This window comes from Microcella indica, from assembly GCF_013414345.1.
GTDB lineage: Bacteria > Actinomycetota > Actinomycetes > Actinomycetales > Microbacteriaceae > Microcella > Microcella indica.
Map to the genome: position 1 here is coordinate 920485 of NZ_CP058670.1, position 24585 is coordinate 945069.

The following is a 24585-nucleotide window of genomic DNA, read 5'->3' on the forward strand; positions in this document are numbered from 1 at the left end:
TAGGCGCGAAGGCTCCGAACATCCTGCGCAAATGGCGTGCTCGCGCCGTGCTCGCGACGCGACCGCGCTCAGTGCCCGATGAGCGGCGCCATGACCCGTGCCACGACGGACGAGCGGCCGGTGGCGCGCTCCTCGGCATCCGCCGCCGTCATCGCGAGCAGGCCGGCGTTCGCGCCGAGGAAGCGCAGCGGCTCGGGCTCCCACCGCGGCGAGCGGTGGCCGACCCACGGCAGGCGTGTGAGCTCGGAGTCGGCCCCCGTCACGAGGTCCGCGAGCGTGCGCCCCGCGAGGTTGGTCGTGGCGAGGCCGTCGCCGACGTACCCTCCGGCCCGCCCGAGCCCCGTGCTCGAGTCGTAGTGCACGCTCGCGTGCCAATCGCGGGGCACGCCGAGCGGGCCGCCCCACGCGTGCTCGATGGAGAGCTCGGGCAGCACGGGGAAGAGCTCGCGCAGCGTCGCCGCCAGGTGTGCGAAGACCCCGTCGACGCGGTCGTACTGAGGCCGGATCGCGCTGCCCCAGTGGTAGCGGGCGCCCCGCCCGCCGAACGCGATGCGGTTGTCGGCGGTGCGCTGACCGTAGATGACGAGGTGCCGCCCATCCGAGAACGTCTGACCGTGCTCGATGCCGAGCTGCTGCCAGACCTCCTCACTCAGCGGCTGCGTCGCGATCATGAGCGAGTACAGGGGCAGCACCCGCCGGCGCAGGGGTGCCAGCCGGGCGCCGTAGCCCTCGAGCGCGGCGATCACGTGGCGGGCGCGCACGGCACCGCGCGTGGTCTCGACCCGACCAGGCGACCACGTCGTGACCTCCGTCTGCTCGTGGATGACGGCACCGCGCGACTCAATGATGCGCGCGAGGGCGCGCGTGAGCGCCGCGGGGTGCACGCGCGCGCACGCCGGGTCGTACACCGCGCCGTGCGCGCCTGCTGCGCGAACGCGCTCGGCGCTCCACAGCTCGAGGGCATCGATGTCGAACTCGCGCGCCTCGGCGACCTGGGAACGAGCATCCGCCCACTGCGCGTCCGAACGCGCGTAGACGACCGTGCCGCCGCGGGCGTAGTCGCAGTCGATGCCCTCCCGCTCGACGACCGCGCCAACCTCGTCGACCGTCGCGATCATCGCCCGTCGCATGGCGAGCGCCGCCTCACGGCCGTGCTGCGCGGCGAGGGACGCAGTCGACCGCGGGAAGAGCGCCGAGACCCAGCCGCCGTTGCGGCCGGAGGCGCCGAACCCCGCGATCTCCTTCTCGAGCAGCGCGATGCGCAGACCAGGGTCGCGTCGCTGCAGCTCGTAGGCTGTCCACAGCCCCGTGAGCCCCGCGCCGATGATCGCCACATCGACCTCGGTGTCGCCCTCCAGGGGAGGGCGCGGGGTCAGATCATCGTCGACCGTCGCATGCCAGAAGCTCAGGCCGCGATGGTCCGACCCGGTCACAGTCGGTTCGAGGCCTCGGTGAGCACGCTGCGCAGGATGCCCTCGATCTCGTCGAACTCGGCAGGCCCGATCGTGAGCGGGGGAGCGAGCTGGATGACGGGGTCGCCGCGATCGTCGGCCCGGCAGTAGAGCCCGGCCTCGAAGAGGGCCTTGGAGAGGAAGCCGCGCAGCAGGCGCTCCGCCTCGTCCTCCGAGAAGGTCTCCTTGGTCTCCTTGTTCTTGACGAGCTCGATGCCGAAGAAGTAGCCCTCGCCGCGCACGTCGCCGACGATGGGGAGATCCTTCAGTCGCTCGAGCGCCGCACGGAACTTCGGCGAATTCTCGCGCACGTGCTCGAGGATGCCCTCCTCCTCCATGATGTCGAGGTTCTCGAGGGCGACGGCGGCCGAGACGGGATGCCCGGCGAAGGTGTATCCGTGGTAGAACGCCGTCTGACCGTGGGTGAAGGGCTCGTAGAGCTTCTCGCGCACGATCATCGCGCCGAGGGGGGAGTACCCGCTCGTGAGCCCCTTGGCGGAGGTGATGATGTCGGGCACGTAGTCGAACGCGGTGCACGCGAACATCTCGCCCAGGCGGCCGTAGGCGCAGATGACCTCGTCGCTCACGAGGAGCACGTCGTACTGGTCGCAGATCTCGCGCACGCGCTGGAAGTAACCGGGGGGCGGCGGGAAGCAGCCGCCCGAGTTCTGCACGGGCTCGAGGAACACCGCGGCGACCGTGTCGGGGCCCTCGAAGAGGATCATCTCCTCGATGCGGTTGGCGGCCCACTGCCCGAACTCCTCGAGCGAGCCGTGGAAGCCCATCTCCTCAGCGCGGTAGTAGTTCGTGTTGGGCACGCGGAACCCGCCGGGAGTGAGCGGCTCGAACATCTCCTTCATGCCCGGGATGCCGGTGATCGCGAGGGCGCCCTGCGGGGTGCCGTGGTACGCGACGGCGCGCGAGATGACCTTGTGCTTCATCGGCTTGCCGACGAGCTTCCAGTACTGCTTGGCGAGCTTCCACGCCGACTCGACGGCTTCGCCGCCGCCGGTCGTGAAGAACACGCGGTTGAGGTCGCCGGGGGCGTAGTCCGCGAGCCGGTCGGCGAGCTCGATGGCCTTCGGGTGGGCGTAGGACCACAGCGGGAAGAACGCGAGCTCCTCGGCCTGCTTGCGCGCCGCCTCGGCGAGGCGCTCCCGGCCGTGCCCGACCTGCACGACGAAGAGACCCGAGAGCCCGTCGATGTACTTGCGGCCGTGCGAGTCGTAGATGTGGTGCCCCTCACCGCGCACGATGATGGGCACGCCCTCCCCGGCGGCCATGCCCGACTGGCGGGCGAAGTGCATCCACAGGTGGTCCTTCGCCTTGCGCTGCAGCTCGGCCTCGGCACGCGCCTCGGCGCCGCTCAGGGCGGGCGGCGCGGCGTCGGTGTGGTGCACGGTGGCGTCGGCCTTCTGCTTCTTCTGCTTCTTCTTCAAGAGTGTCATCGTGTTCCCCAGTTGTAGAACTGCTTCTGCAGTCGTAGATAGACGAACGTCTCGGTGGAGTGGACGCCGTCGATGGCGCGGATGCGCCGGTTCAGCAGGTCGATGAGGTCATCGTCGTTCTCGCACACGACCTCGGCGAGAATGTCGAAGCTGCCCGCGGTCAGCACGAGGTAGTCGACGGCGCTGAGCGAGGCGAGCTCGTCGGCGACCGCGGTCGTGTCGCCGGAGACGCGGATGCCGATCATCGCCTGCCGGTAGAAACCCAGCTGCATCGGGTCAGTCACCGCGACGACCTGCATGACGCCCGACTCGGTGAGCTTCTGCACGCGCTGGCGCACGGCTGCTTCGCTCAGCCCGACCGCCTTGCCGATCTCGGCGTAGGAGCGTCGACCGTCGGTCTGCAGCTGCTCGATGATCGCCTTGGAGACATCATCGAGCTGAACGGGCTTCGGGCGGGCGACCATGCCTCGATTCTGGCAGTCTCGAAGGCCGATCACAAGCGGATCCGCAGGAAAAGCGGATTCTCAGCGACGAAATCCGTCGAAATCGACCGGGATGCTCCGCGCGAGCCGCGATACAGTGGACACATGAGCACGCGCATCCTGCAGAACTTCATCGATGGCCAGTACGTCGGGAGCACGGCGGAGGCCCACACCGAGCTCGTGGACCCGGCGACGGAGGAGGTGTACGCCCACTCCCCGGTGAGCACGCCCGGCGAGATCGACGCAGCCTACGCCGCCGCCGAGCGGGCGTTCGCCGCGTGGGGTCGCACGACGCCGGGGGAGCGTCAGCTCGCGCTCTTCCGCCTCGCCGATGCTGTCGAGAGGCGGGCTGACGAGTTCGCCGACCTCGAGTCCCACGACACCGGCAAGCCTCGTGCGAGCCTCGTCGCCGACGAGATCGACCAGTCGGTCGACCAGCTGCGCTTCTTCGCCGGTGCCGCGCGCGACCTCGAGGGCCGTTCGGCCGGGGAGTACCTCGCGGGCCACACCTCGTGGGTGCGCCGCGAGCCGATCGGCGTCGTCGGGCAGGTCACGCCGTGGAACTACCCGCTCAACATGGCGGTGTGGAAGATCGCCCCGGCGATCGCGGCGGGCAACACGGTCGTGCTCAAGCCCTCCGACACGACACCCCAGTCGACGCTCCTGCTCGCCGAGGTCGCGGCCGAGTTCCTGCCGGCAGGTGTGCTCAACGTCGTCGTGGGCGACCGCGGCACGGGTGCGGCTCTCGTCGAGCATCCGACGCCTCAGATGGTTGCGATCACGGGATCGGTGCGCGCCGGCATGGCCGTTGCCCAGTCCGCTGCGCAGAACCTCAAGCGCGTGCACCTCGAGCTCGGCGGCAAGGCGCCCGCGATCGTCTTCCCCGACGCGGACCCCGAGGCGGTCGCGGAGGGCCTCGTGCTCGCCGGCTACTTCAACGCTGGCCAGGACTGCACCGCGGCGACGCGCGTGATCGTGCACGAGTCCGTGCACGACGCCGTCGTCGAAGCCCTCGCCGCCCGCGCGCGGTCGCACGCCCGCACCGGCGCGCCCCACGAGGAAGGCATCCTCTACGGCCCCCTCAACAACGCGAACCAGCTCGCCCAGGTCGCCGGCGTCGTCGACCGTCTGCCCCGCCACGCCGACATCGTCACGGGCGGCCGTCGGCAGGGCGAGAAGGGCTACTTCTACGAGGCGACGATCGTCACCGGCATGCGGCAGGAGGACGAAGCGGTGCAGGAGGAGATCTTCGGCCCCGTGCTCACCGTGCAGACCTTCCGGGACGAGGCCGAGGCCCTCGCGCTTGCCAACGGCGTGCGCTATGCGCTCGCCGCCTCCGTGTGGACGAGCGACCACGCGCGCGCCCTTCGGCTGTCGCGCGACCTCGACTTCGGCTGCGTGTGGATCAACACTCACATCCCCTTCGTCTCCGACATGCCGCACGGCGGTTTCAAGCACTCCGGATACGGCAAGGACCTCTCGCAGTACGGCTTCGAGGACTACACGCGGCTCAAGCACGTCATGAGCTTCCTCGGGGAATAGACCCGTGGCGTCCACGATCGAGCCCGAGGACGAGGACACCGTCCTGCGGGAGCGCCCCCCAGCACTCGGAGCGGGAGGCGCAGCCGCGGAGCATCCCGTCGCCGACGTCGAGGACACCGTGATCGGGCTCATCCAGCCGCACGCCCCGGCCCGCGACCGATCGATGCTCTCCTCGCCGGCGCCGACCGCACCTCTGCCCTCTCACGATCTCCCGCCCGAGCCCGCCGGACCCGAGCCCGAGCGCACGCCCACGATCTGGGCGGTGCGCATCCGCGGCACCGACCTCACGATCCCCCTCGACCGACCGGCGATCATCGGTCGTCACCCGAGCGCGGCACGCATCGACGAGATTCCGCAGCCTCGTCGCGTGCAGATCCCGGCGGAGCACCGGGATGTCTCGGCGCGCCACGCCCGCATTGAGCAGCTCGGCGACACCCTCGTCGTGACCGACCTCGGTTCGACGAACGGCATCGACGTACACTGGTCGGAGGGGCCGGTGCGCCGGCTCCGCCCGGGCGAGACGAGTGTCGTCCTGCCCGACGCCGTCGTCGCGATCGGCGATGCCGTCGTCGTCGACTTCGTGGCCGCGGCGACTCCCTGACGCCGCGCGGCGCCAGCACCCTCGATCGACCGGAGTACCCGTGACCGCCCTCGGACGCAGCAGCGTGCGCCACACCGTGGCCCTGCCCGGCCACGGTGGAACGGTCGAGCTCTCCTGGCACGGTGTGACCCACACGGGCTACCGGCGAGCGGCCAACGAAGACAGCTATCTCGCCGATGTGCCGCTCTTCGCCGTCGCGGACGGCATGGGCGGCCACTCGCACGGCGACCGGGCGAGCGACGCCGTCGTGCGTCGGCTGCAGGCGTGCGTCGAGGGCGACTTCGTGGGCATCGAGCGCGTGCAGCAGGCGCTGCACCTCGCGACGTGGGACATCCACCACCTCGACGAGGAGGAGCGCGGCATCGGCACGACCGTCACGGGCGCCGGTCTCGATGTGCTCGACGGCGGCGCGGTGTTCCGCGTCTTCAACGTCGGCGACTCGCGCGTCTACCGCTTCCAGGGCAATGAACTCACGCAGGTCACGCGCGATCACTCGGTCGTGCAGGAGCTCGTGGACGCCGGGCAGATTCTCGCGGCGGACGCAGAGGCGCATCCCGAATCTAACGTCATCACGCGCGCCGTCGGCTTCTCCCTCGAACCGGAGGCCGATCTCACGACCGTGCCCCTCGCGCCGGGCCTGCGGCTCCTGCTGTGCTCTGACGGGCTCACGAAGGAGCTTCCCGCCGAGCGGATCCGCCTGCACCTCGCCGCACGCCTGAGCGCCCGCGAGACCGCCAACGCGCTCCTGGATGCCGCACTCGCGCAGGGCGGACGGGACAACATCACCATCATCGTCATCGACGTCGTGCACGCTCCGACGTCATCCCCGTCGGAATCCCTAGACTGACGTACGCGCCGTACTGCGGCGAGGGCCGTCTGGGGAGGGGGTAGTCATGGTTCGACGTCGACCGTCCGACCCTCCGATCCTGCCCGGGTTCAGCCACGTGCGCGTACTCGGCTCGGGTGGCTTCGCCGATGTCTTCCTGTACGAGCAGAACATGCCCAGGAGGCAGGTCGCCGTGAAGGTGCTGCTCTCGGACGTCGTGACGGAGCATGTGCGGCAGATGTTCCAGGTCGAGGCGAACCTCATGGCGCAGCTCTCGAGCCACCCGAGCATCCTCACCGTCTACCAGGCCAGCATCTCCGCCGACGGCCGGCCGTACCTCGTCATGGAGCTGTGCTCGGCGCAGCTCGCCACCCGGTATCGCGCCGAGCGCATTCCCGTGGCCGAGGTGCTCGGCATCGGGGTGCGCATCGGCGGCGCGATCGAGACCGCGCATCGCCAGGGCGTCCTGCACCGCGACATCAAGCCCTCCAACATCATGCTCACCGCCTACGGCCACCCCGTGCTGAGCGACTTCGGCATCGCCTCCTCGCTCAGCGCCGCCTCCACGCAGGAGAGCGTGGGAATGTCGATTCCATGGTCGGCTCCCGAGGTGCTGCTCGACGAGACGACCGGCTCGGTGCAGAGCGAGGTCTGGTCGCTCGCCGCGACGCTCTACACGCTCCTGGCGGGCCGCTCGCCCTTCGAGGTCGTGGACGGCTCGAACGCCTCCGAGGCTCTCATCGGTCGCATCAGTCGGGCACGCGTGCCCGCCCTCGACCGCGACGACGTGCCGGAGTCGCTCGAGGCAGTGCTGCGGCGCGCGATGAACCGGGCCCCGGCGCGACGCCACTCGACCGTGCTGGAGCTCGTGCGCGACCTCCAGCGCATCGAGGCGGAGCTCGGTCTCACGCCCACGCAGGCCGACGTCGCGATGGATGACTGGGCGATCGCGAGTGCGGGCAACCCCCATGACCGCACGATCGTGCGAGCGGCGGCGGGCAAGCCTGCCGGGGGTACGCGCGGTCGCCGCCTGCGTCGGCGTCGAGCTGTCGCCGCAGCCGTCTCCGAGCCGGAAGGCGCCTCACCGCGCACCGCGGGGGCACGGCGCGCGCGCCAGTCGCGCATGATCGCGGCGGCGCTGCTCGTCATCGCGATCGTCGTGGTCGGCCTCGGCGCCACCGCGACGCTCTCGGCGCTCCAGGCTGCCGACGGCGGTCTGCCGCGGGTGAGCAACGTCGAGGCAGAGCGCTCGGGGTCGACCATCATCTTCTCCTGGAACGACCCGGGCCTGTCCGAGGGAGACGCGTATCAGGTGCGGGTCGACGGTGGTGCCACGACCCTGCAGCGCACCGCCGAGTTCGCGGTCGCCGTCGTCGAGGGCGACACCGTGTGCGTCACCGTGAGCGTCGCGCGCGAGGGGCGCGTGGGCGCGCCGAGCGACGAGAAGTGCGCGGTCGCGGAGTGATCACCCCATGCGACTGAGAGTGCCGGTTCGACGCTCGACCCTCATCACCGGGGTCGGCGCATCCCTCGTCGCCGCGCTCGTCGCGACGCTCGCCGTCATCGCCCCCGGTTTCGAGACCCAGCGCGTCGACCTCGACGACGGCTCTCTGTGGATCGCGAGCGGTGAGCGCCAGACGGTGGGTCGCGCCAACCTGCAGATCGGCCTTCTCGACTCCGTCGTCGAGAGCGGCGGGTCGCAGCTCGACATCCTGCAGGACAACGACGAGGTGATCGTCGTGGACGCGGTGAACGCGACGGCCGACATCCTCGACGTCGCCAGGTCCGAGGTGCGCGAGACGGTGCCGCTGCCGCCGGACGGCGCCTCGGTGCGCGCGGTCGCGGATTCCATGGTCGTGCACAGTGCGAGCACCGGGGAGACCTGGGTCGTTCCCCGCCTCGGCTTCGACGAGTTCGATGCCGCCTCGAGCGCGTCGTTCGTGTTCGGCGCTGGATCGGCGCTCGCCGAGGAGGAGGGGTACGGCGTCGTCGTCGTGGCTCCGGAGGCGGGAGAGGTCTACCGCCTTCTGCCCGATCGCACCGATCGGGTCGAGCAGACCTGGGCGATCGACATCGACGCATCCGCTGACGCCGCGATCACGATCGTCGGAGACTCGTGGGTCGTGCTGGATCGCGACGAGCGGGTGCTCATCACGGCGGATCGCCGCATCCCTCTCGATGGCGTCGTGCCGCCGGGGTCGACCCTCGCACTGCCGGCGCCGACGCCGCAGGGCCCGGGGCTTCTGCTCGCGCACGACGGCGGCCTGGTCGAGGTGCTGCTCGACTCGGGCGAGTCGCGCTCGCTCGCGGCCGACCGATCCGGTGCTCCTGCCTCGCCCGTGAGGGTGGGCGAGTGCTCCTATGCCGCGTGGACGGATGGCAGCGCCTGGCGGCGCTGCGGCTCGGTGGCCGATGCGCTCGCCCTGCAGGGGATGAGCCCCGCCGCCTTGCTGCGGTTCGAGGTGCGCGACGACCGTCTCGTGCTGAGCGACGCGGCCTCCGGCTCGGCGTGGGCGGTGCAGTCGAACGGCGCGCTCATCGACAACTGGGACGAGCTCATCGTGCAGGACGAGGACGAGCGCGAAGAGCAGCTCGACGACCTCGATGTGCCCCCGGAGCTCGAGCGCGTGCAGGCTCCGCCCGTCGCCGTGGACGACGAGTTCGGGGCCCGCCCCGGACGCTCGACCGTGCTGCCGGTTCTGCTCAACGACAGCGACCCGAACGGCGACGTCCTCGCGATCAGCGCCGTCACGCCGATCGAGCCGGGCATCGGGCGCATCGATCTCGTATCGGAGGGGCAGCAGCTCCAACTCACCCTCGAGCCCTCGGCCGCGGGGCAGATCGAGTTCGACTACACGATCACCGACGGCCGCGGCGGCGCCGACTCGGCGCGAGTGACGGTCAGCGTGCGGTCTCCGGATCAGAACGCTCCGCCCGTGCAGGTGCGTGCCTCCCGCACGACCGTCGCGCAAGGGGGCACGACGACCGCGGCCGTGCTCGGGGAATGGTACGACCCGGACGGCGACCCGATCTACCTCGAGTCGGCCTTCGCACTCGCTCCCGACACGGCGACCTTCCGGCCGGACGGCCGGGTGACCTTCTCGGAGGCGGGCGGGGCCGGCGAGGTGCGCGCGGTCGCGCTCTCCGTCTCCGACGGCACTGCGTCGAGCTCGGGCGAGCTCGCGGTGACGGTGCGCCCCTCCGGTCAGGTGCCCATCATCGCGGAGCCCTTCATGGTGCTCGCGTACGCCGATCAGGAGGTGCGCGTCGAGCCTCTCATCCACGTGCGAGGAGGCTCCGGCACCATCCGGCTCAGCGCGGTGCCCGACAAGGCGGGCGCGACGATCACGACGAGCCTCGACCGCGGCACCTTCCGGTTCCGCAGCACCGAGGTGCGCACCCACTACCTCGAGTACGTGGTCACCGACGGCGCGACGACGGCGACGGGGCTCGTGCGCATCGACGTCGCCGCGCCGCCCGAATCAGGCTTAGCGCCCATCACCGTTCCGAAGACCGCCTTCGTGCGCACCCTCAGCAACAGCACGGTCGCCGTCGCGACGACCGACATCGACCCGACGGGCGGCGTCCTCATCGTCACGGGCATCGTCGACGTGCCCTCCGGGTCGGGCATCCGTGCCGAGATCATCGACCAGCGCGACGTGCGCGTCACCCTCACGCGTCCGCTCGACACGCCGCAGAGCATCCGCTATCGCATCAGCAACGGCGCCTCAGAGTCGGTCGGCACGATCACGGTCATCGAGATTCCCCGCCCCGACCGCCAGCAGCCCCCGATCGCGGTCGACGACAGCATCTCGGTGCGCGTCGGCGACGCGGTGTCGATTCCCGTGCTCGACAACGACGAGCATCCCGACAATGAGCCCATCACGCTCGCCCCCGACCTCATCAGCGGCCTCGACGGCGAATCGGGCCTGCTGTTCGTCGCGGGCGACCGGCTCCGCTACCTCGCTCCCGACCAGCCCGGCGACTTCACCGCCGTGTACGAGGTGCTCGGCCCGCTCGGTCAGGAGCGCGCGCAGGCGACCGTCAGCATCCGAGTGCGGGAGGCGAACGAGGCCACCAACGAGGCTCCCGTCACGAGCACGGTGACCGCGCGCGTCATCGCGGGCGACACCGTCCGCATCCGCATCCCCGTCGACACCATGGACCCGGATGGCGACTCGGTGCAGCTGATCGGCCCGGAGACGAGTCCCGAGCGCGGCTCGATCGTCGAGAGCGGGCAGGACTACATCGACTACGAGGCCGGCAGCTACTCCGCGGGCACCGACAGCTTCCGGTACACCGTCGTCGACGCGCTCGGCGCTCGGGCGAGCGGCACGATCCGGGTCGGCATCAGCCCGCGGCTCGAGGGGGCCCGCAACCCCGTCGCCAACGACGATGCGGTCGTCGTGCGCCCCGGCGTGACGGTGCTCGTGCCCGTACTCGACAACGACACCGATCCTGACGGCTCGCCGCTCGCGGTCGTCGGTGTCGAGCCCAACGACCCCGCGCTCGACGCCGAGGTCGTCGAGGGACGCTTCGTGCGCGTCACGCCGCCTACAGCGCAGGGGACCTACGGCCTCGTCTACACGATCGAGAACCCGCTCGCGGGCCGCTCGCAGGCCTTCGTGACGGTCACGGTCGATCCGGATGCCCCGCTCACGCCGCCCGTCGCGCGCGACACCGTGCTCTCCCTGACCGACATCCTCGAGCAGGAGTCCGTCGCCGTCGACGTGCTCGCGCGCGTCTTCTTCTCCGAGGGGGAGACCGCCGACCTCGGTCTCGAGCTCGTGCCGGGATACGAGTCGGGAGCGGTCATCCAGCCCGACCGCCGCATCCTCGTCGAGGTGCGGGAGGAGCGGCAGATCATCCCGTTCCAGGTGGTGCACCCCGACGACCCCGCCGTGCGCTCGACCGCCTTTGTGTGGGTGCCCGGCACCGACGACGCGCTCCCGCAGCTCGACCGGCGCGCGGAGCGCATCGAGGTCGTGAGCGAGGAGTCGATCCTCATCGACATCAACGACTACGTGATCGCGGTCGGCGGCCAGCCCGTGCGTCTCACCGACACCGCGACCGTGCAGGCCTCGCGCTCCAATGGGGAGGACCCGGTCGTCGACGAGGACACGCTGCGGTTCACTTCCTCCGACCTGTACTTCGGCCCCGCCTCGCTCTCGTTCGAGGTCACCGACGGCGACTCGGCGACCGACCCCGACGGGCGCGTCGCGACGATCGTGCTGCCCATCACGGTCACGCCGCGCGAGAACCAGCCGCCCGTCCTCGTGGGCGCGCGCATCGAGCTCGAGCCTGGCCAGGAGGCCGAGCTCGACCTCGTCCGGGTCACGAGCTACCCGTACCCCGACGACATCGACGAGCTCGCCTACGGCATCATCGACGGCCCGACGCCGGGACTCGAGGCCGACCTGCTCGGGCAGCGGCTGCGCGTGAGCGTGCCGGCGAGCACGCCTCGCGGCACCACGACCGGGGTCACGCTCAGTGTGCGCGATGATGCCGCGCCGGGAACCCCGGGGCGCATCCAGGTGAGCGTCGTGCCCTCCACGCGCCCCCTCGCCGCCCCCGCGACCGATGCGGCCATCGCGCCACGAGGCGAGACCACCATCATCGACGTGCTCGCGAACGACCAGGCGACGAATCCGTTCCCCGGGCAGCCGCTGAGCGTGGTGGGCGTGCGCGGCCTCGACGGCGGTCTGCCTGCCGGCGTGCAGATCGAGCCGGTCAACGACGGTCAGAGTCTCGCCGTCACGGTCGGCGACTCTGCCGCGCCCATCGACACCAACCTCGAGTACCAGGTCGCCGACGCCACCGATGACCCGGAGCGCTACGTGTGGGGGTCGGTGCGCATCTCGGTGCAGGATGTGCCCGACCCCGTGACGAACCTCCGCGTGCAGAGCTACGGCGACCGGCAGCTCACGCTCGCGTGGGCGCCGGGATCATCCAACAACGCACCCATCGAGGGCTTCGAGGCGACCGTGACGACCGTCGAGTCCGGCTCATCGACCGTGGTGACGTGCGCGACCTCGCCGTGCACGGTGCCGACGGAGGGCAACGGCTCGTCGAACCGAGTGCGCGTGAGCGTCGTCGCGGTCAACGCGCAGGGCGACTCCGACCCGACCTCCCTCGCCGACCCGGTGTGGTCGGATCTCGTGCCGCCTGCCCCCTCGCTCCTCGGCGTCGCGCCGCTCGACGGCGGCCTGCGCATCGGCTGGACCAAGCCAGACCAGAGCGCGGGGGCCTCCCCCATTCGCAGCTACCGCATCACCGTGGGCTCCGTGTCGCGCACGCAGACGGTGTCGGCCTCGGACGCGGTCGGCACCGAGTACTGGCTCAACGTCGTGGACGCGGGCGCACTCGCCAACGGAACGTCCTACAGCGTGAGCGTGAGCGCACGCAACGACGCCTTCGGCGCCCTCACGAGCTGGAACTCGGCGCAGACGACCGGCACTCCGGCCGGGCCGCCGATCCCGACCGCGGCACCGACGGCCTCGGGATCGACCTCGGGCATGGGTATCGACGACCACGAGGTGACGGTCGCCTGGCCCTCGGCGTTCGCGGGCAACGGTCGCAGCGTGCAGGCCTACTACGTGTGGCTCGACGACTCGGGCTCCGCACCTGCCTGCACCGTCACGGGGGTCTCCGAGGGCTCGCCGAGCCACAGTGCTCCAGCCGGTGTGCGCGTGCTCGATGCCGGCACCAGCTCGACGGTCTTCACGGGCCTCTCCGCCGGCACCGAGTACCGTGCGGTCGTCTACGCCTACAACGGGCAGGGATGCACGGCGAGCGTCGAGGTCACGGCCGTGCCGCGCGCCACGCCCTCGCAAGTGGTCGCCGCATCGATCACTCCGGGCGTCGAGACCGACACCGGTCGGTGGAACTCCCGCGTGACGGGCGTGACGACCGAGGGCGGCGATCCCGTCGACCGCGTGCGCTATCGACTCGTGGGCGAGGGCGTCGATCCGGCGGAGTCGGCTCCTCTCGAATTGCCGATCGCGCTGACCGCGGGGTCGACCCACTACGGCGCCGTGCTGCAGGTGCAGTTCAGCGGGTGCCGGGTGTACCCCGAGATCACCGTGTGCGGCGAGTGGTCGGAGGCCGTGCCGCTCGAGACCGCGGTGCGCATCGACGCGACCGCGGAGTTCGCCGATATCTCGACCGGACCGCCCGACCGCAGCGTCGACGTCACCTGGTCGACGATCACGCCCGGTGCCGCGTACACGGCGGTGCAGTACGAGTGCCTGGGCGGTGAGGTCACGACCGACCCCGACGCGCCGGGCCAGTGCACCATCACGGCTGCGGCACCCGACGACCCCAGACTGGTCATCACCGTGACCGTCGGTTCCACCATCTACACCCGGGAGTACAGGCCATGACGATGACCGCCGAGCAGGCGCGCTGGTTCGCCGACATCACCGAGCGCGTCATCGCGAACGTCGAGAGAGCGGTTCTCGGCAAGAGCTACGTGATTCGCTTGAGCCTCACGGCGATGCTCAGCGAAGGCCACCTGCTGCTCGAGGATGTACCCGGCACGGGGAAGACCTCGCTCGCGAGGGCGCTCGCGCAGAGCGTGCGAGGCACGACGACGCGCGTGCAGTTCACCCCGGACCTCCTGCCCGGCGATATCACGGGCATCACGGTGTTCGACCAGCGCAGCGGCGACTTCAGCTTCCACCGCGGCCCGGTGTTCGCGACGATCGTGCTCGCCGACGAGATCAACCGAGCGAGCCCCAAGACGCAGTCAGCGCTGCTCGAGGTCATGGAGGAGGGCCAGGTCACGATCGACGGCGTCTCGCACGACGTCGAAGCTCCCTTCCTCGTCATCGCCACCCAGAACCCCATCGAGCAGGCCGGTACCTACCGCCTCCCCGAAGCTCAGCTCGATCGGTTCCTCATGAAGACCGCGATCGGCTACCCCGACCACGCGGCGACCGTGCGCATCCTCGAAGGCGCAGGCGGCCCTCGAGCGCTCGTCGTCGACCCCGTCGTCGAACTGGAGACCGTACGCGACCTCATCTCCGTGGCGCGCACCGTGCACGTCGACCCGACGATCACCGACTACGTCGCACGCCTCGTCGAGGCGACGCGCGCGCACGACGACGTGCGTCTCGGCGCGAGCGTGCGCGGCGCACTCGCTCTCGTGCGCTGCGCGAAGACCTTCGCGGCGACCGAGGGGCGCCACTACGTCATCCCCGACGACGTCAAGGCGCTCGCGGAGCCTGTGCTCGCGCACCGTCTCGGTCTCGACCCCGAGTCGGAGTTCGATGGCGTGACCCCCTCCGCGGTGATCAGCGAGGTGCTCGTCGAGACGCCGCCGCCGAGCGAGCGGATCGCCGTGTGACGTCCCCTCCCTCCGTGCGGCACTCGCGCGGCCGCAGCTCGGAGCCCGGCCGCCGCGGGCCCGAGGAGCACTCGCTCGGTGCCACGGTCACGACGGCCCGCACGCGCATCGTCGGCGCTCGCACGGGCCCCGCGGCGGATGCCGTCGTGGCCATCGTGCGGGTATGGCGCACGGCGCGCGCCGGAGTCTCGCGGGCGATCGCCGCGACGTCCTCCGTCGTCACGCCGCTCGGCTGGGTCGTTGCCGCGCTCGTTCCGCTCGCGCTGCTCGGGGGCTATGCCTGGGGCTGGCAGGAGCTCGTCGTCGCGGGTGTCGTCGGCGCCTCGCTCGCGCTCGTCGCACTTCTCTACGTCGTCGGCAGTCGTCGATGGACGGTCGCGCTCACCCCTCCACCTCAGCGCGTCGCCGTCGGCGATCCGGCGCAGGCGGGCATCCTGGTGCGCAATGACAGCGCGCGGCGCTCCTTCGGCACGATCGTCGACCTGCCCGTCGGCACCTCCGTCATCCCGGTGCCCGTGCCCGGTCTTCCCGCGCACGGGCAGGCCCTGCGCAGCGTCGACATCCCCACCGACCGCCGCGGGCGGCTCACTCTCGGCCCGGTGCGCACGGTGCGCGCCGACCCCATCGGCCTCGTTCGGCGCGAGCGGCTCTGGACGGAGGCGGCGGAATTCGTCGTGCACCCTCGCACGATCGACATCCCCTCCACCTCGAGCGGGCTCGTGCGCGACCTCGAAGGCCAACCGACGCGCGATCTGACGTCGAGCGACCTCGCCTTCCATGCGCTGCGTGAGTACGTGCCCGGCGACGAGCGCCGACACATCCACTGGAAGTCGACGGCGAAGACGGGCACCTTCATGGTGCGGCAGTTCGAGCAGACCAGGCGCAGCCACCTCGTGGTGGCGCTGAGCATCGCCAGCATCGACTTCGGCTCCGACGCCGAGTTCGAACTCGCCGTAAGCGTCACGGGCAGCCTCGGTGCTCGCGCCATCCGCGATGCGCGCGAAGTCTCCGTCGTGGTGAGCGCGATCACTCCGGAGTTCGCCAAGCGCGCGGTGCTCGCCGTCGACACCCTTCCGACCCTCACGCCGAACCGTCTGCTCGACTCCCTCGCCGTCGTCGAGCACAGCCCCTCGGCGCTCGGAATCCTCGACACCTCTCGGCTCGCGGGCGAGAGCGCGCGCGGCATCTCCGTCGCGTTCCTCGTCGTCGGCTCGACCGTCACCGCATCGCGACTGCGCACCGCGGCGGCGAGCTTCCCGCCGGCAGTGGAGGTCGTCGCGCTCCAGTGCGACCCCGATCATGTGCCCGGTCGTCGTCGACTCGGAGCCTTCACGGTGCTCACGCTCGGCTCGCTGAACGACCTGCGCCACGCCATGCGGGGTGGAGACTCGTGACGGCCACGCGCCCGACCCCGGCCATGCCGCGTCCGGCGGTCCTCGTGAGTGCAACGATCTTCACGGTGCTCGCCTGGGCGATCATCACGGTCGCCCTCTGGCCCCTCTACCGCTCCGGCGAGCTCGCGACCCTGGCCGTCATCGCGATCACGGCCGCCACGACGATCGCCCTCGCCTCGACGCTCGGCCGGTGGCCGGCCTGGGGAGTGCTCGGCGCGACCGTCGCGGTGTTCACCGTCGTGGGGGTGCCGCTCGCGGTGCCGGGGCGCACGGTGTACGGGGTGCTGCCCGAACCGCAGGGGCTCGCCGAGCTCTTCGCCGGCGTCGTGCTCGGGTGGCGGCAGCTCGTGACGATCGACCTGCCCGTGGGCGCCTACGAGGCCCTGCTCGTCCCCGCCCTCGTGCTGCTCCTCGTCGGCCCCCTCCTGACGCTCCTCGTCGCACTCCGCGGCCGCCGCCCCGCGCTCGCCGCTCTCGTGCCCATCGTCGGGTACCTCATCGTGATCGCGATCGGCCCGCAGTCACCGCTGCTGCCCATCAGCACGACCATCGCCCTCTCGACGACGCTCCTGCTCTGGATGGCGGCGCGGGCGCGCCACCGCCGCCGGGACGAGCTCGCGGCCTCCGCCGTCGAGACCCGCGGCGCCGGAGCCCGCACCCTTGCTGCGGCGACCGCGCTCCTCCTCCTCGCAGGGGGCGCCGGCGCGGCCGTCGCCGGCCTCATCGCCCCTCCCGAGGACCGCACGGTGCTGCGCACGTCCGCTGAGCGTCCCTTCTCGCCGCTCGAGCAACCGAGCCCCCTCGCGGCCTATCGTGCGGTGTTCGACCCGGCCGTGGCGGAGCTGCCGGCGCTGCGCGTGGAGGGTGCACCCGCGGGCGCGCGCATCCGCATCGCCGCTCTCGACAGCTACGACGGCGTCGTCTTCGCCGTCGGCAGCGACGCGGTCGACTCTGCCTCGGGCAGCTTCGTGCGCATCCCGACCGAGCGCCCGCCCGACATCCTGCCCGGTGAGCGCACGACGGTGACCCTCACCCTCGAGCGAGACCACGGGGTCTGGTTGCCCACCCTGGGTCAGGTCGCGGCGGTGCGCATTCTCGCCGACGACGCCGACGACCTTCGCGACAGCTTCGTGTACAACGCGACGACGGACACCGCGGCACTCGTGGGCGGGGCTCCGACCGGTCTCACGTACGAGCTCGACGTGGTGCTCGACGCGACGGAGTCCGCTGCGGGACTGCGCGCCGCGGCACCGGGACCCGCGGCCGTACCGGGCATCGCGCAGGTGCCCGAGGCCCTCGCCGACTGGGTGGCCGAGGTGACCGAGGGCATCGACGAGCCGGGAGCGCAGCTCGAGACGGCGCTCGAGAGGCTGCGCGAGGAAGGGTATCTCTCCCACGGCGTCGACGAGGACGAGGCGCCGAGCCGCCCGGGGCATTCGCTCGCGCGGCTCGAGGACTTCATCGGCAGCGCGCCCATCGTCGGCGATGCCGAGCAGTACGCCGCGGCGGCGGCGCTCATCGCCCGCGAGCTGGGATTCCCCTCGCGCATCGTGCTCGGCTACGGCCCGCTCGCTCAGGCCGGCCCGACGACCCTGCTCGCGAGTGATCGCACGGCATGGATCGAGGTCTCCACGAACGCGGGCTGGCAGGCCGTCGACGTCGTCTCCGAGCGGCGCGAGCTGCCCCCGGTCGAGCCCGAGGAGCCCGTGCCCGTCGTGCGACCGCAGAACCCCGCGCAGGCTCCCGTCGAGGAGCCGCCTGCGATCGAGGACCAAGCACCGCCGGAGATCGAGCAGAGCGACGACGAGCAGCTCGATCCGTTCTGGGCGACGGTGCTCGCCGTGCTCCGCGTGCTCGGGCCCCTCGCACTCGTCCTGGGCCTGCTCGCCTCGCCCCTCATCGCCATCGCACTGCTCAAGCGGCGCCGGCGTCTGCGGCGCCGGCGGCAGGGCGATCCCGCGCTGCGCATCCTCGGAGGGTGGCGCGACGTGACGGACACGGCGCGCGACCTCGGCCTCGCCCTTCCCGCCACGGGCACCCGGCGCGAGGTCGCCGGCGTCATCGGCCGACCGCAAGCGCTCGTGCTCGCGCGCGTCGCCGATCGTGCGGTCTACGCGCCCGAGGAGCCCGACCACGAGGAGGCGGACCGCGTCTGGGCCGCCGCCGACGGAGTACGGGCGTCGCTGCTGCAGCCGCTCACCCGGCGGCAGCGCTGGGGGGCGGCGCTCTCCACGCGCTCCCTGCGGCGGTATCCTGACCGCATGCGGGTCGAGGCGGGGGTTCGAGAGCCGTGACGTGCCAGCACTGCGGCGCGGCGCTGCCGCCCATCGCGATGTTCTGCGGCGAGTGCGGCCGCTCGGTCACGGCCGCCCAGCCGCCGCCCCTCGTGCGCCCCACCATCCCGCCCGCGCCGCAGCGCGAGGAGGCTCGCCCGGAGCCGGAGCCGGAGCCGCGGGTCTCGGCTGAACCTGAGCGTGCGGCGGAGCCCGCGTCGGAGCCGGATTCCCCATCCTTCCTCGAGGAGTCTCACGAGCGATGCTCCCGGTGCGGCACTCCTGCAGAGCCGGAGGACCTCTACTGCGCCGAGTGCGGCACCTCTCTCGCCTCGCGCACACGCGTCATCGAGCCGGTGAGCTTCCCGCCTCCCGAGCCGGCGGCGCCGCGCGAGCTGGCAGCGCCGCCCGAACCAGCTGCGCCGTCCGAGCCTGCAGCGGAGTCCGGGCGGGAGCTCGAACCGGAGCTCGAACCGGAGCTTGAACCGGAGCTCGCACCGGCGGAGGACACCGAGGCGACGCGCATGGTGCCGCGCACCGCGGAGGGGCACCGCTTCGTGCTGCAGTTCAGCACGGGCGAGAGCGTCACGGTCACGGGTTCGGGGCTGGCCGGCCGGCATCCGCGCGCCGAGCCCGGCGAGTTCGTCGACCACCTCGTGACGATCCTCGACCCGGGCCGTTCTGTCTCGAAGACGCACTTCGAGTTCGGGCACGAGCATGGCACCTTCTGGTTCAGCGACCGTCACTCGGGCAACGGCTCGGTCATCCGGGAGCCGGGAGCCGCGCCGCGACTGTGCGAGCCCGGCCGCCGCTACCGCATCGTGCGCGGCACCCGCATCGATATCGGCGAGCAGTTCGTCGTGGTGAGCTGAGCAGACTCCTCCCCACCCTTCCTCACCTCGTCCGAGACCACGAGATGGCGCTCTCGCGCCCACGCGCGCGGGCGACTCTGCTGTGCTCGGGGCGTGAGCCGCCTCCCGCCCCCGCCCGCCGAGCCGGCCCCGCCGCAGTCACCGTCGTTCCCGTTGCTCGCCGTGATCGCGCCGCTGGGCGGCGCGATCCTCATCGGGGCCATCACGGGCTCGCCCTACGTCCTGGTCTTCGCGGCGCTGAGCCCCGTCATCGCGGTCGCGAGCATGCTCGACGGCCGGCGCACGGCACGTCGGCGCGCTCGCGAGGACGCGTCGCGGTTCGAGGAGGAGTGCCGCGCCTACGCGCGACTCATCGACGAGGCCCACCGGGCTGAGCGTGCCGAGCGGGATGCCCTGACTCCCGCTCGGCCGACCGAGGTCGCCCCGACGGGGAGCGGGGGCGTGCGCGTGGGGGTCGCGCGCGCGCCGAGCGACCGGGCTCCCGAGCGTGCGTCCGCGCACATCGAGGGGTCGCGACCCGACGCGCACGCACACGAGCGGGAGGTGCTTCTCGCCCGCGCGAGCTGGCACCCCGCGCTGCCGGTGCTCGTGCCGCGCGGCGCTATCGCCGTCCGCGGCGACGGGCCCGCTGCGCGTGCCATGGTCGCCCGCCTGCGACTCGAGCCCGGCGTCACGGTGCTCGCCGCGCTCGACGGCCCTCACGACGACTCCGGTGTCGACGCGGATGCTCGCGCTCCCCGCCCCGACGTCGAGATCGAGGTGCACGCGGCGAGCAGCATGACCGTGCGCATCGCGGGGCAGGCTCCCGTGCGGGCTCGGCCCGAGTTCTGGAGCGCGCCCGAGCGCGAGCGCCGCCGTCGAGCGATCGAGGCGCACTCGGCGCGCCTGCCCGATCACGTGGCGTGGTCGAGTCTCGAGCCCGCGCGCGAGTCGTCGTCGGGCATCCCGGTCGGATGCTCCGAGGCCGGGCAGTGCGCGATCGACCCCCTCGCGCAGGGGCCCCACATCCTCATCGGCGGCACGACCGGCAGCGGCAAGAGCGAGTTCCTGCGCACCCTCGTGCTGGGCTGGGCGCACCGGTCGTCGCCCGCCGAGCTCTCCCTGCTCTTCGTCGACTTCAAGGGCGGGGCGAGCTTCCCCGACCTCGCCGAGCTCCCGCACGCACTCGAGGTCATCACCGACCTCGACGAGTCCACCGCGTCGCGGGCGATCACCTCGCTGCGCGCTGAGATCCAGCGCCGCGAGCGATGGCTGCGCGATCGTGGCGCGCGCGACGTCCGCGATCCCGCAGCGTCGCTCGACCGACTCGTGATCGTCATCGACGAGTACGCGGCGCTGCTGGCGGCCCTCCCCGAGCTGCACTCCACGATCATCGACCTGTCGGCGCGGGGCCGTTCGCTCGGCATCCACCTCGTGCTGTGCACGCAGCACCCCGGCAGCGCCGTGCGCGATGCGATCGCGGCGAACTGCGCGATCCGCGTCTCCTTCCGCATCGCCGACAACGCCGATGCGGGGATGCTCGGGGCAGGCCTCGCCCCCCGCCTGCGCGCTCTGCCGCCCGGGAGAGCACTCGTCACCGACGCCGAGGGCACGCGCGAGCTGCAGACCGCGCTCATCGCGCCCGAAGATGTCCGGGCGGTGCGCGAGCGCTGGCGAGACTCTCCCGCCGTGGAGCGCCTCTGGCAGCCGCCCCTGCCGACCATCGTGACACCGCGCGAGGTCGCCCGGGAGAGTGCCGACGACGCGGTCGAGGCCGGGTGGGCGTTCGGGGTAGCGGATCGACCAGAGCAGCTGCGGCGTACTCGCGCCGTCTGGTGGCCCGAGCGCGACGGCGCGCTCGCCGTCGTCGGCGCACCCGGCAGCGGACGCACGAGCGCCCTCGCCGCGATCGCCGAGGCGGCCCAGGAGGACGGGAGCGCCATCGTGACGCTCCCGGCAGACTGGGTGGACGCCGAGGCGACGCTCCTCGCGCTCCGCGATCGAACCCCCGATCGCACGATCCTGCTCGCTGACGACCTCGACGACGTGCTGCGGCAGTGCGGCGATGAGCGTGCGGAACTCCTGAGGCTGTGGGACGACGTCGCGAGTGCCCTGCGGCGGCGCGGGGGAGCGGTCGTCGCCGCGCTCGCGTCGGGCGGTCTGCAGCAGGGCCTGACCGGCGGGCGCTTCCCGAGCTCGCTCGAGCTCGGCACCGAGAGCAGCAGCGCGACCTCCCCCTCCAGGGTCTCCGCGGTCTCGGAGCGTCGCGCGCCTCCCGGCCGCGCTCACTGGCGCGGTGCGGCGGTGCAGATCATGGCTTCGCGCCCGCTGCCCGCGCCGCAGCCGCCCCCCGTGCCCGACATCGTCGCCCCGGGTCCCCGGCCGTGCGTCGTCATCGCTCGACGACCGCGCTGGGTCGGCGATCGACTGCGCCGTGCTCACCCCGACCTCGTCCTCCACTCGGCCGAGGAGGCTGCGGGGCTGGGCAGTGCCGCGGTTCTCGAGCCGCGCGTCATCCTCGACGATGTCGAGGGTTGGACGACCCGCTGGAGCGCTCTGCAGGAGCTGCGGCGCACCTGCTCGGTCATCCTGGCCGAGGTCGGCCCGTCTGAGCTGCGAGCCCTGCTCGGCCTGCGCGAGCGGCCCCCCTCGCTGCACGCGCACGGGGGAGAGGTGTGGCTCCTGCAGCCCGAGGCGCCCCTCGTCCGCGCGCGGTGGCGAGAGCTCGCCGACGACGCGGCCGGCGCATCCGAGCCCTAGGCGAGGATCGCCGAGAGCTCCACCGACTCGAGGCCGTGCGCGGCGCCGATGGCCTCGTTGGTCACGAGGCCCCCTTGCGTGTTGAGACCGAGCGCGAGGGCCCCATCGGCGCGCAGGGCGTCTCGCCAGCCGTGGTTCGCGATCGCCCGCACGTACGGCATCGTCGCGTTCGTCAGCGCATTGGTGGAGGTCGCCGCGACGGCACCCGGCATGTTCGCGACGCAGTAGAACGTGCTCTCGTGCACCGTGAAGGTGGGCTCGGCGTGGGTCGTCGGCCGGGAGTCCTCGAAGCAGCCGCCCTGATCGACCGCGATGTCGACGAGCACGCTGCCGGGCTTCATGCGCGAGACGAGGTCGTTGCTGACGAGCTTCGGCGCGCGCGCACCCGGGATGAGCACCGACCCGATGAGCATGTCGGCCTCGACGGCGGCCCGCTCGATCTCGTAGCCGTTCGACACGATCGTGCGGATGCGCCCGGCGTACAGCGCGTCGAGCTCGCGAAGGCGCTGCAGGTTCGTGTCCAGCACGGTCACCTCGGCTCCGAGTCCGACCGCCATGGCGACAGCGTTCGTCCCGGCGACGCCGCCGCCGAGCACGACGATGTTCGCGGGGTCGGTGCCAGGAACACCGGGCACGAGGAGCCCGGGGCCGCCGTAGGGCCGCAGCATGGCGTTCGCGCCGACGATGGGCGCGAGGCGACCTGCGACCTCGCTCATCGGCGCGAGCAGGGGAAGGCTGCGCGTGGGAAGCTGCACGGTCTCGTAGGCGATGCCCGTCACGCGGGCATCGAGCAGGGCCCGGGTGAGCGCCTCCTCGGCGGCGAGGTGCAGGTAGGTGAAGAGAACGAGATCCTCACGGAAGTACGGGTACTCCGCGGCGACCGGCTCCTTGACCTTGAGCAACAGCTCCGCCTCGCCCCACGCGGCCGCGGCGTCCGGCACGATGCGCGCGCCCTGCTCGGCGTACGCATCGTCGGTGATGCGCGACCCGAGGCCGGCGCCGGCTTGCACCAGCACCTCGTGCCCGTGGGAGACGAGATCGTGCACTCCCGCGGGGGTGATGGCCACGCGGTACTCGTTGTTCTTGACCTCGGCCGGAACGGCGATTCTCATCAGTTCTCCTCGCGACGGTATCGGTGCGCGCGTCGCGCGGGGAGCATCCCGACGCCACGCTGCGCTGCGGCACCACTGTAGCGGCCCAGAACGATGGATTCCGCACTCATCTTTGCCGATATGTGCTGATTTCGTGACAATCGTGTTTCAGAATAGACGAATCCCGCGTCGGGTAGTGCAGTGAGCGCGGTCCATATGTCAGTATCGACCTGTCACAGCACGCAAGGACACCGACGTACCTGACCGCGAATGCAAGGAGCAGAGCCATGAACCGTCCGCTTCCCGAAGACCCGATGATCCGCACCCTCATCCAGCAGGCCAAGCGCGCCCAGGTCAGCCGACGCGCGATGCTCGCCGGTGCGGGTGCCGGTGCCACCGCTTTCGCCCTCGCCGCCTGCTCGACCGATGCGGGCGGGGAGCTCACTCCCGCCGAGGACACCTCCGCCGACGACAAGACGCTCAACTGGGCGAACTGGCCCTTCTACATCGACGAGGATGACGACGGCAACTACCCGACTCTCCTCGCGTTCCAGGAGCAGACGGGCATCGACGTCAACTACCTCGTCACGGTGGACGACAACAACTCCTACTTCGCGACGGTGCGCGATCAGCTCGCGCTCGGCCAGGACATCGGGGCGGACACGGTCTGCCTCACCGACTGGATGGTGAGCCGCTGGATCCAGCTCGGCTACACGCAGCCCCTCAACAAGAGCAACATCTCCAACGCCAGCAACCTCACGCCCAGCCTGCAGAACCCGGCATTCGACCCGGGCCGCGAGCACTCGCTCCCGTGGCAGTCGGGCTTCGCCGGCATCGCCTACAACACCGAGCAGACCGACCCCGTCGGCGCGGTGAGCGACCTCTGGCGCCCCGATCTCGCGGGTCGCGTGGGTGTGCTCTCCGAGATGCGCGACACGATCGGCGTGATCATGCTCGAGAACGGCGTCGACATCTCCGGCGACTTCACGGCCGAGGAGTTCAACGCCGCCCTCGACGTCTTCCGCGAGCAGGTCGAGTCCGGCCAGATCCGCAACGTGCGCGGCAACGCCTACACCGAGGACCTCGTGAACGAGGACACCCTCGCCGCGATCTGCTGGTCAGGCGACATCACGGTCCTCAACTTCGAGGCCGGCTACGAGAAGTGGAAGTTCGTCCTGCCCGAGGGAGGCGCCACGCTGTGGAGCGACAACTTCCTCATCCCGATCGGCTCGCCGCGCAAGACGAACGCCGAGACGCTCATCGACTACTACTACCAGCCGGAGGTGGCTGCTGAAGTCGCCGCGTGGGTGAACTACATCACCCCCGTCGTGGGCGCTCGCGAGGCGATGTTCGACATCGACGCCGACCTCGCCAACGACCCGCTCATCTTCCCGGATGAGGCGACTCTCGCGCAGACCAAGATCTTCCGCGGCCTGTCGGCCCAGGAGGAGAACGAGTACCAGGCGGCCTTCCAGGCGATCCTGCTCGGCGCCTGACGACCACCCCCGCGCAACATTCC

Annotated in this window: 15 protein-coding genes; 11 read left to right on the forward strand and 4 right to left on the reverse strand. The window is 71.6% G+C overall.

Annotated elements, in window-relative coordinates; genetic code table 11:
* Positions 1-68: 68 nt before the first annotated feature.
* The 3 genes from HUJ41_RS04565 to HUJ41_RS04575 form a co-directional block, all read right to left on the reverse strand.
* On the reverse strand, positions 69-1433 hold the full coding sequence (locus HUJ41_RS04565) for an NAD(P)/FAD-dependent oxidoreductase (protein ID WP_179873535.1): 1365 nt from the start codon (positions 1431-1433) through the stop codon (positions 69-71).
* The gene (locus HUJ41_RS04570; RefSeq protein WP_235923812.1) at positions 1430-2758 is read right to left on the reverse strand and encodes an aspartate aminotransferase family protein; all 1329 of its coding nucleotides are present in this window, start codon (positions 2756-2758) and stop codon (positions 1430-1432) included. The genes HUJ41_RS04565 and HUJ41_RS04570 overlap by 4 nt, the downstream gene beginning before the upstream one ends.
* A 137-nt stretch (positions 2759-2895) precedes the next feature.
* Complete coding sequence (locus HUJ41_RS04575; protein ID WP_152583427.1) at positions 2896-3363, reverse strand: Lrp/AsnC family transcriptional regulator; 468 nt, start codon at positions 3361-3363, stop codon at positions 2896-2898.
* Between the two features lie 123 nt (positions 3364-3486).
* Here HUJ41_RS04575 and HUJ41_RS04580 point away from each other — a divergent pair, with 123 nt between their 5' ends.
* From HUJ41_RS04580 to HUJ41_RS04625, 10 genes are all read left to right on the forward strand, one after another.
* Positions 3487-4923 carry an aminobutyraldehyde dehydrogenase gene (locus HUJ41_RS04580; RefSeq protein ID WP_179873537.1) on the forward strand — a complete coding sequence of 479 codons (1437 nt, stop codon included), beginning with the start codon at positions 3487-3489 and terminating at the stop codon, positions 4921-4923.
* Between the two features lie 4 nt (positions 4924-4927).
* Positions 4928-5524: an FHA domain-containing protein gene (locus tag HUJ41_RS04585; protein ID WP_179873538.1), complete on the forward strand. Its 597-nt coding sequence runs from the start codon at positions 4928-4930 to the stop codon at positions 5522-5524.
* Between the two features lie 40 nt (positions 5525-5564).
* Positions 5565-6371, forward strand: coding sequence for a PP2C family protein-serine/threonine phosphatase (locus HUJ41_RS04590; protein ID WP_224744577.1), 807 nt, complete (start codon positions 5565-5567; stop codon positions 6369-6371).
* A gap of 46 nt (positions 6372-6417) precedes the next feature.
* Positions 6418-7815 carry a serine/threonine-protein kinase gene (locus tag HUJ41_RS04595; protein WP_179873540.1) on the forward strand — a complete coding sequence of 466 codons (1398 nt, stop codon included), beginning with the start codon at positions 6418-6420 and terminating at the stop codon, positions 7813-7815.
* Between the two features lie 7 nt (positions 7816-7822).
* The gene (locus HUJ41_RS04600; protein WP_179873541.1) at positions 7823-13732 is read left to right on the forward strand and encodes an Ig-like domain-containing protein; all 5910 of its coding nucleotides are present in this window, start codon (positions 7823-7825) and stop codon (positions 13730-13732) included.
* A complete protein-coding gene (locus HUJ41_RS04605; RefSeq protein WP_179873542.1) occupies positions 13729-14697 on the forward strand; it encodes an AAA family ATPase in 969 nt (322 codons plus the stop codon). Before HUJ41_RS04600 ends, HUJ41_RS04605 begins: the two co-directional genes overlap by 4 nt.
* The gene (locus HUJ41_RS04610) at positions 14694-16091 is read left to right on the forward strand and encodes a DUF58 domain-containing protein (RefSeq protein WP_246299320.1); all 1398 of its coding nucleotides are present in this window, start codon (positions 14694-14696) and stop codon (positions 16089-16091) included. The genes HUJ41_RS04605 and HUJ41_RS04610 overlap by 4 nt, the downstream gene beginning before the upstream one ends.
* Positions 16088-18385 (forward strand): transglutaminase-like domain-containing protein, encoded by a 2298-nt coding sequence (locus tag HUJ41_RS04615; RefSeq protein WP_179873543.1) that lies wholly within the window; start codon positions 16088-16090, stop codon positions 18383-18385. The genes HUJ41_RS04610 and HUJ41_RS04615 overlap by 4 nt, the downstream gene beginning before the upstream one ends.
* Positions 18382-19236, forward strand: coding sequence for a zinc-ribbon domain-containing protein (locus HUJ41_RS04620; protein ID WP_179873544.1), 855 nt, complete (start codon positions 18382-18384; stop codon positions 19234-19236). The genes HUJ41_RS04615 and HUJ41_RS04620 overlap by 4 nt, the downstream gene beginning before the upstream one ends.
* A gap of 93 nt (positions 19237-19329) precedes the next feature.
* A complete protein-coding gene (locus tag HUJ41_RS04625) occupies positions 19330-21975 on the forward strand; it encodes an FtsK/SpoIIIE domain-containing protein (protein ID WP_179873545.1) in 2646 nt (881 codons plus the stop codon).
* Here HUJ41_RS04625 and ald read toward each other — a convergent pair.
* The gene (gene ald / locus HUJ41_RS04630; RefSeq protein WP_179873546.1) at positions 21972-23087 is read right to left on the reverse strand and encodes an alanine dehydrogenase; all 1116 of its coding nucleotides are present in this window, start codon (positions 23085-23087) and stop codon (positions 21972-21974) included. The genes HUJ41_RS04625 and ald overlap by 4 nt on opposite strands.
* A 266-nt stretch (positions 23088-23353) precedes the next feature.
* On the opposite strand from ald, the gene HUJ41_RS04635 reads away from it, so the two are divergent.
* Positions 23354-24562, forward strand: coding sequence for an ABC transporter substrate-binding protein (locus HUJ41_RS04635; RefSeq protein ID WP_179873547.1), 1209 nt, complete (start codon positions 23354-23356; stop codon positions 24560-24562).
* Positions 24563-24585: the final 23 nt, after the last annotated feature.

Excerpts from the sequence above, each read along its gene's own strand:
- HUJ41_RS04570 (WP_235923812.1), bottom strand. The coding sequence starts at position 2,758 with ATGCACTTCGCCCGCCAGTCGGGCATGGCCGCCGGGGAGGGCGTGCCC.
- HUJ41_RS04575 (WP_152583427.1), bottom strand. The coding sequence starts at position 3,363 with ATGGTCGCCCGCCCGAAGCCCGTTCAGCTCGATGATGTCTCCAAGGCG.
- HUJ41_RS04580 (WP_179873537.1), top strand. The coding sequence starts at position 3,487 with ATGAGCACGCGCATCCTGCAGAACTTCATCGATGGCCAGTACGTCGGG.
- HUJ41_RS04595 (WP_179873540.1), top strand. The coding sequence starts at position 6,418 with ATGGTTCGACGTCGACCGTCCGACCCTCCGATCCTGCCCGGGTTCAGC.
- HUJ41_RS04600 (WP_179873541.1), top strand. The coding sequence starts at position 7,823 with ATGCGACTGAGAGTGCCGGTTCGACGCTCGACCCTCATCACCGGGGTC.
- HUJ41_RS04605 (WP_179873542.1), top strand. The coding sequence starts at position 13,729 with ATGACGATGACCGCCGAGCAGGCGCGCTGGTTCGCCGACATCACCGAG.
- ald (WP_179873546.1), bottom strand. The coding sequence starts at position 23,087 with ATGAGAATCGCCGTTCCGGCCGAGGTCAAGAACAACGAGTACCGCGTG.
- HUJ41_RS04635 (WP_179873547.1), top strand. The coding sequence starts at position 23,354 with ATGAACCGTCCGCTTCCCGAAGACCCGATGATCCGCACCCTCATCCAG.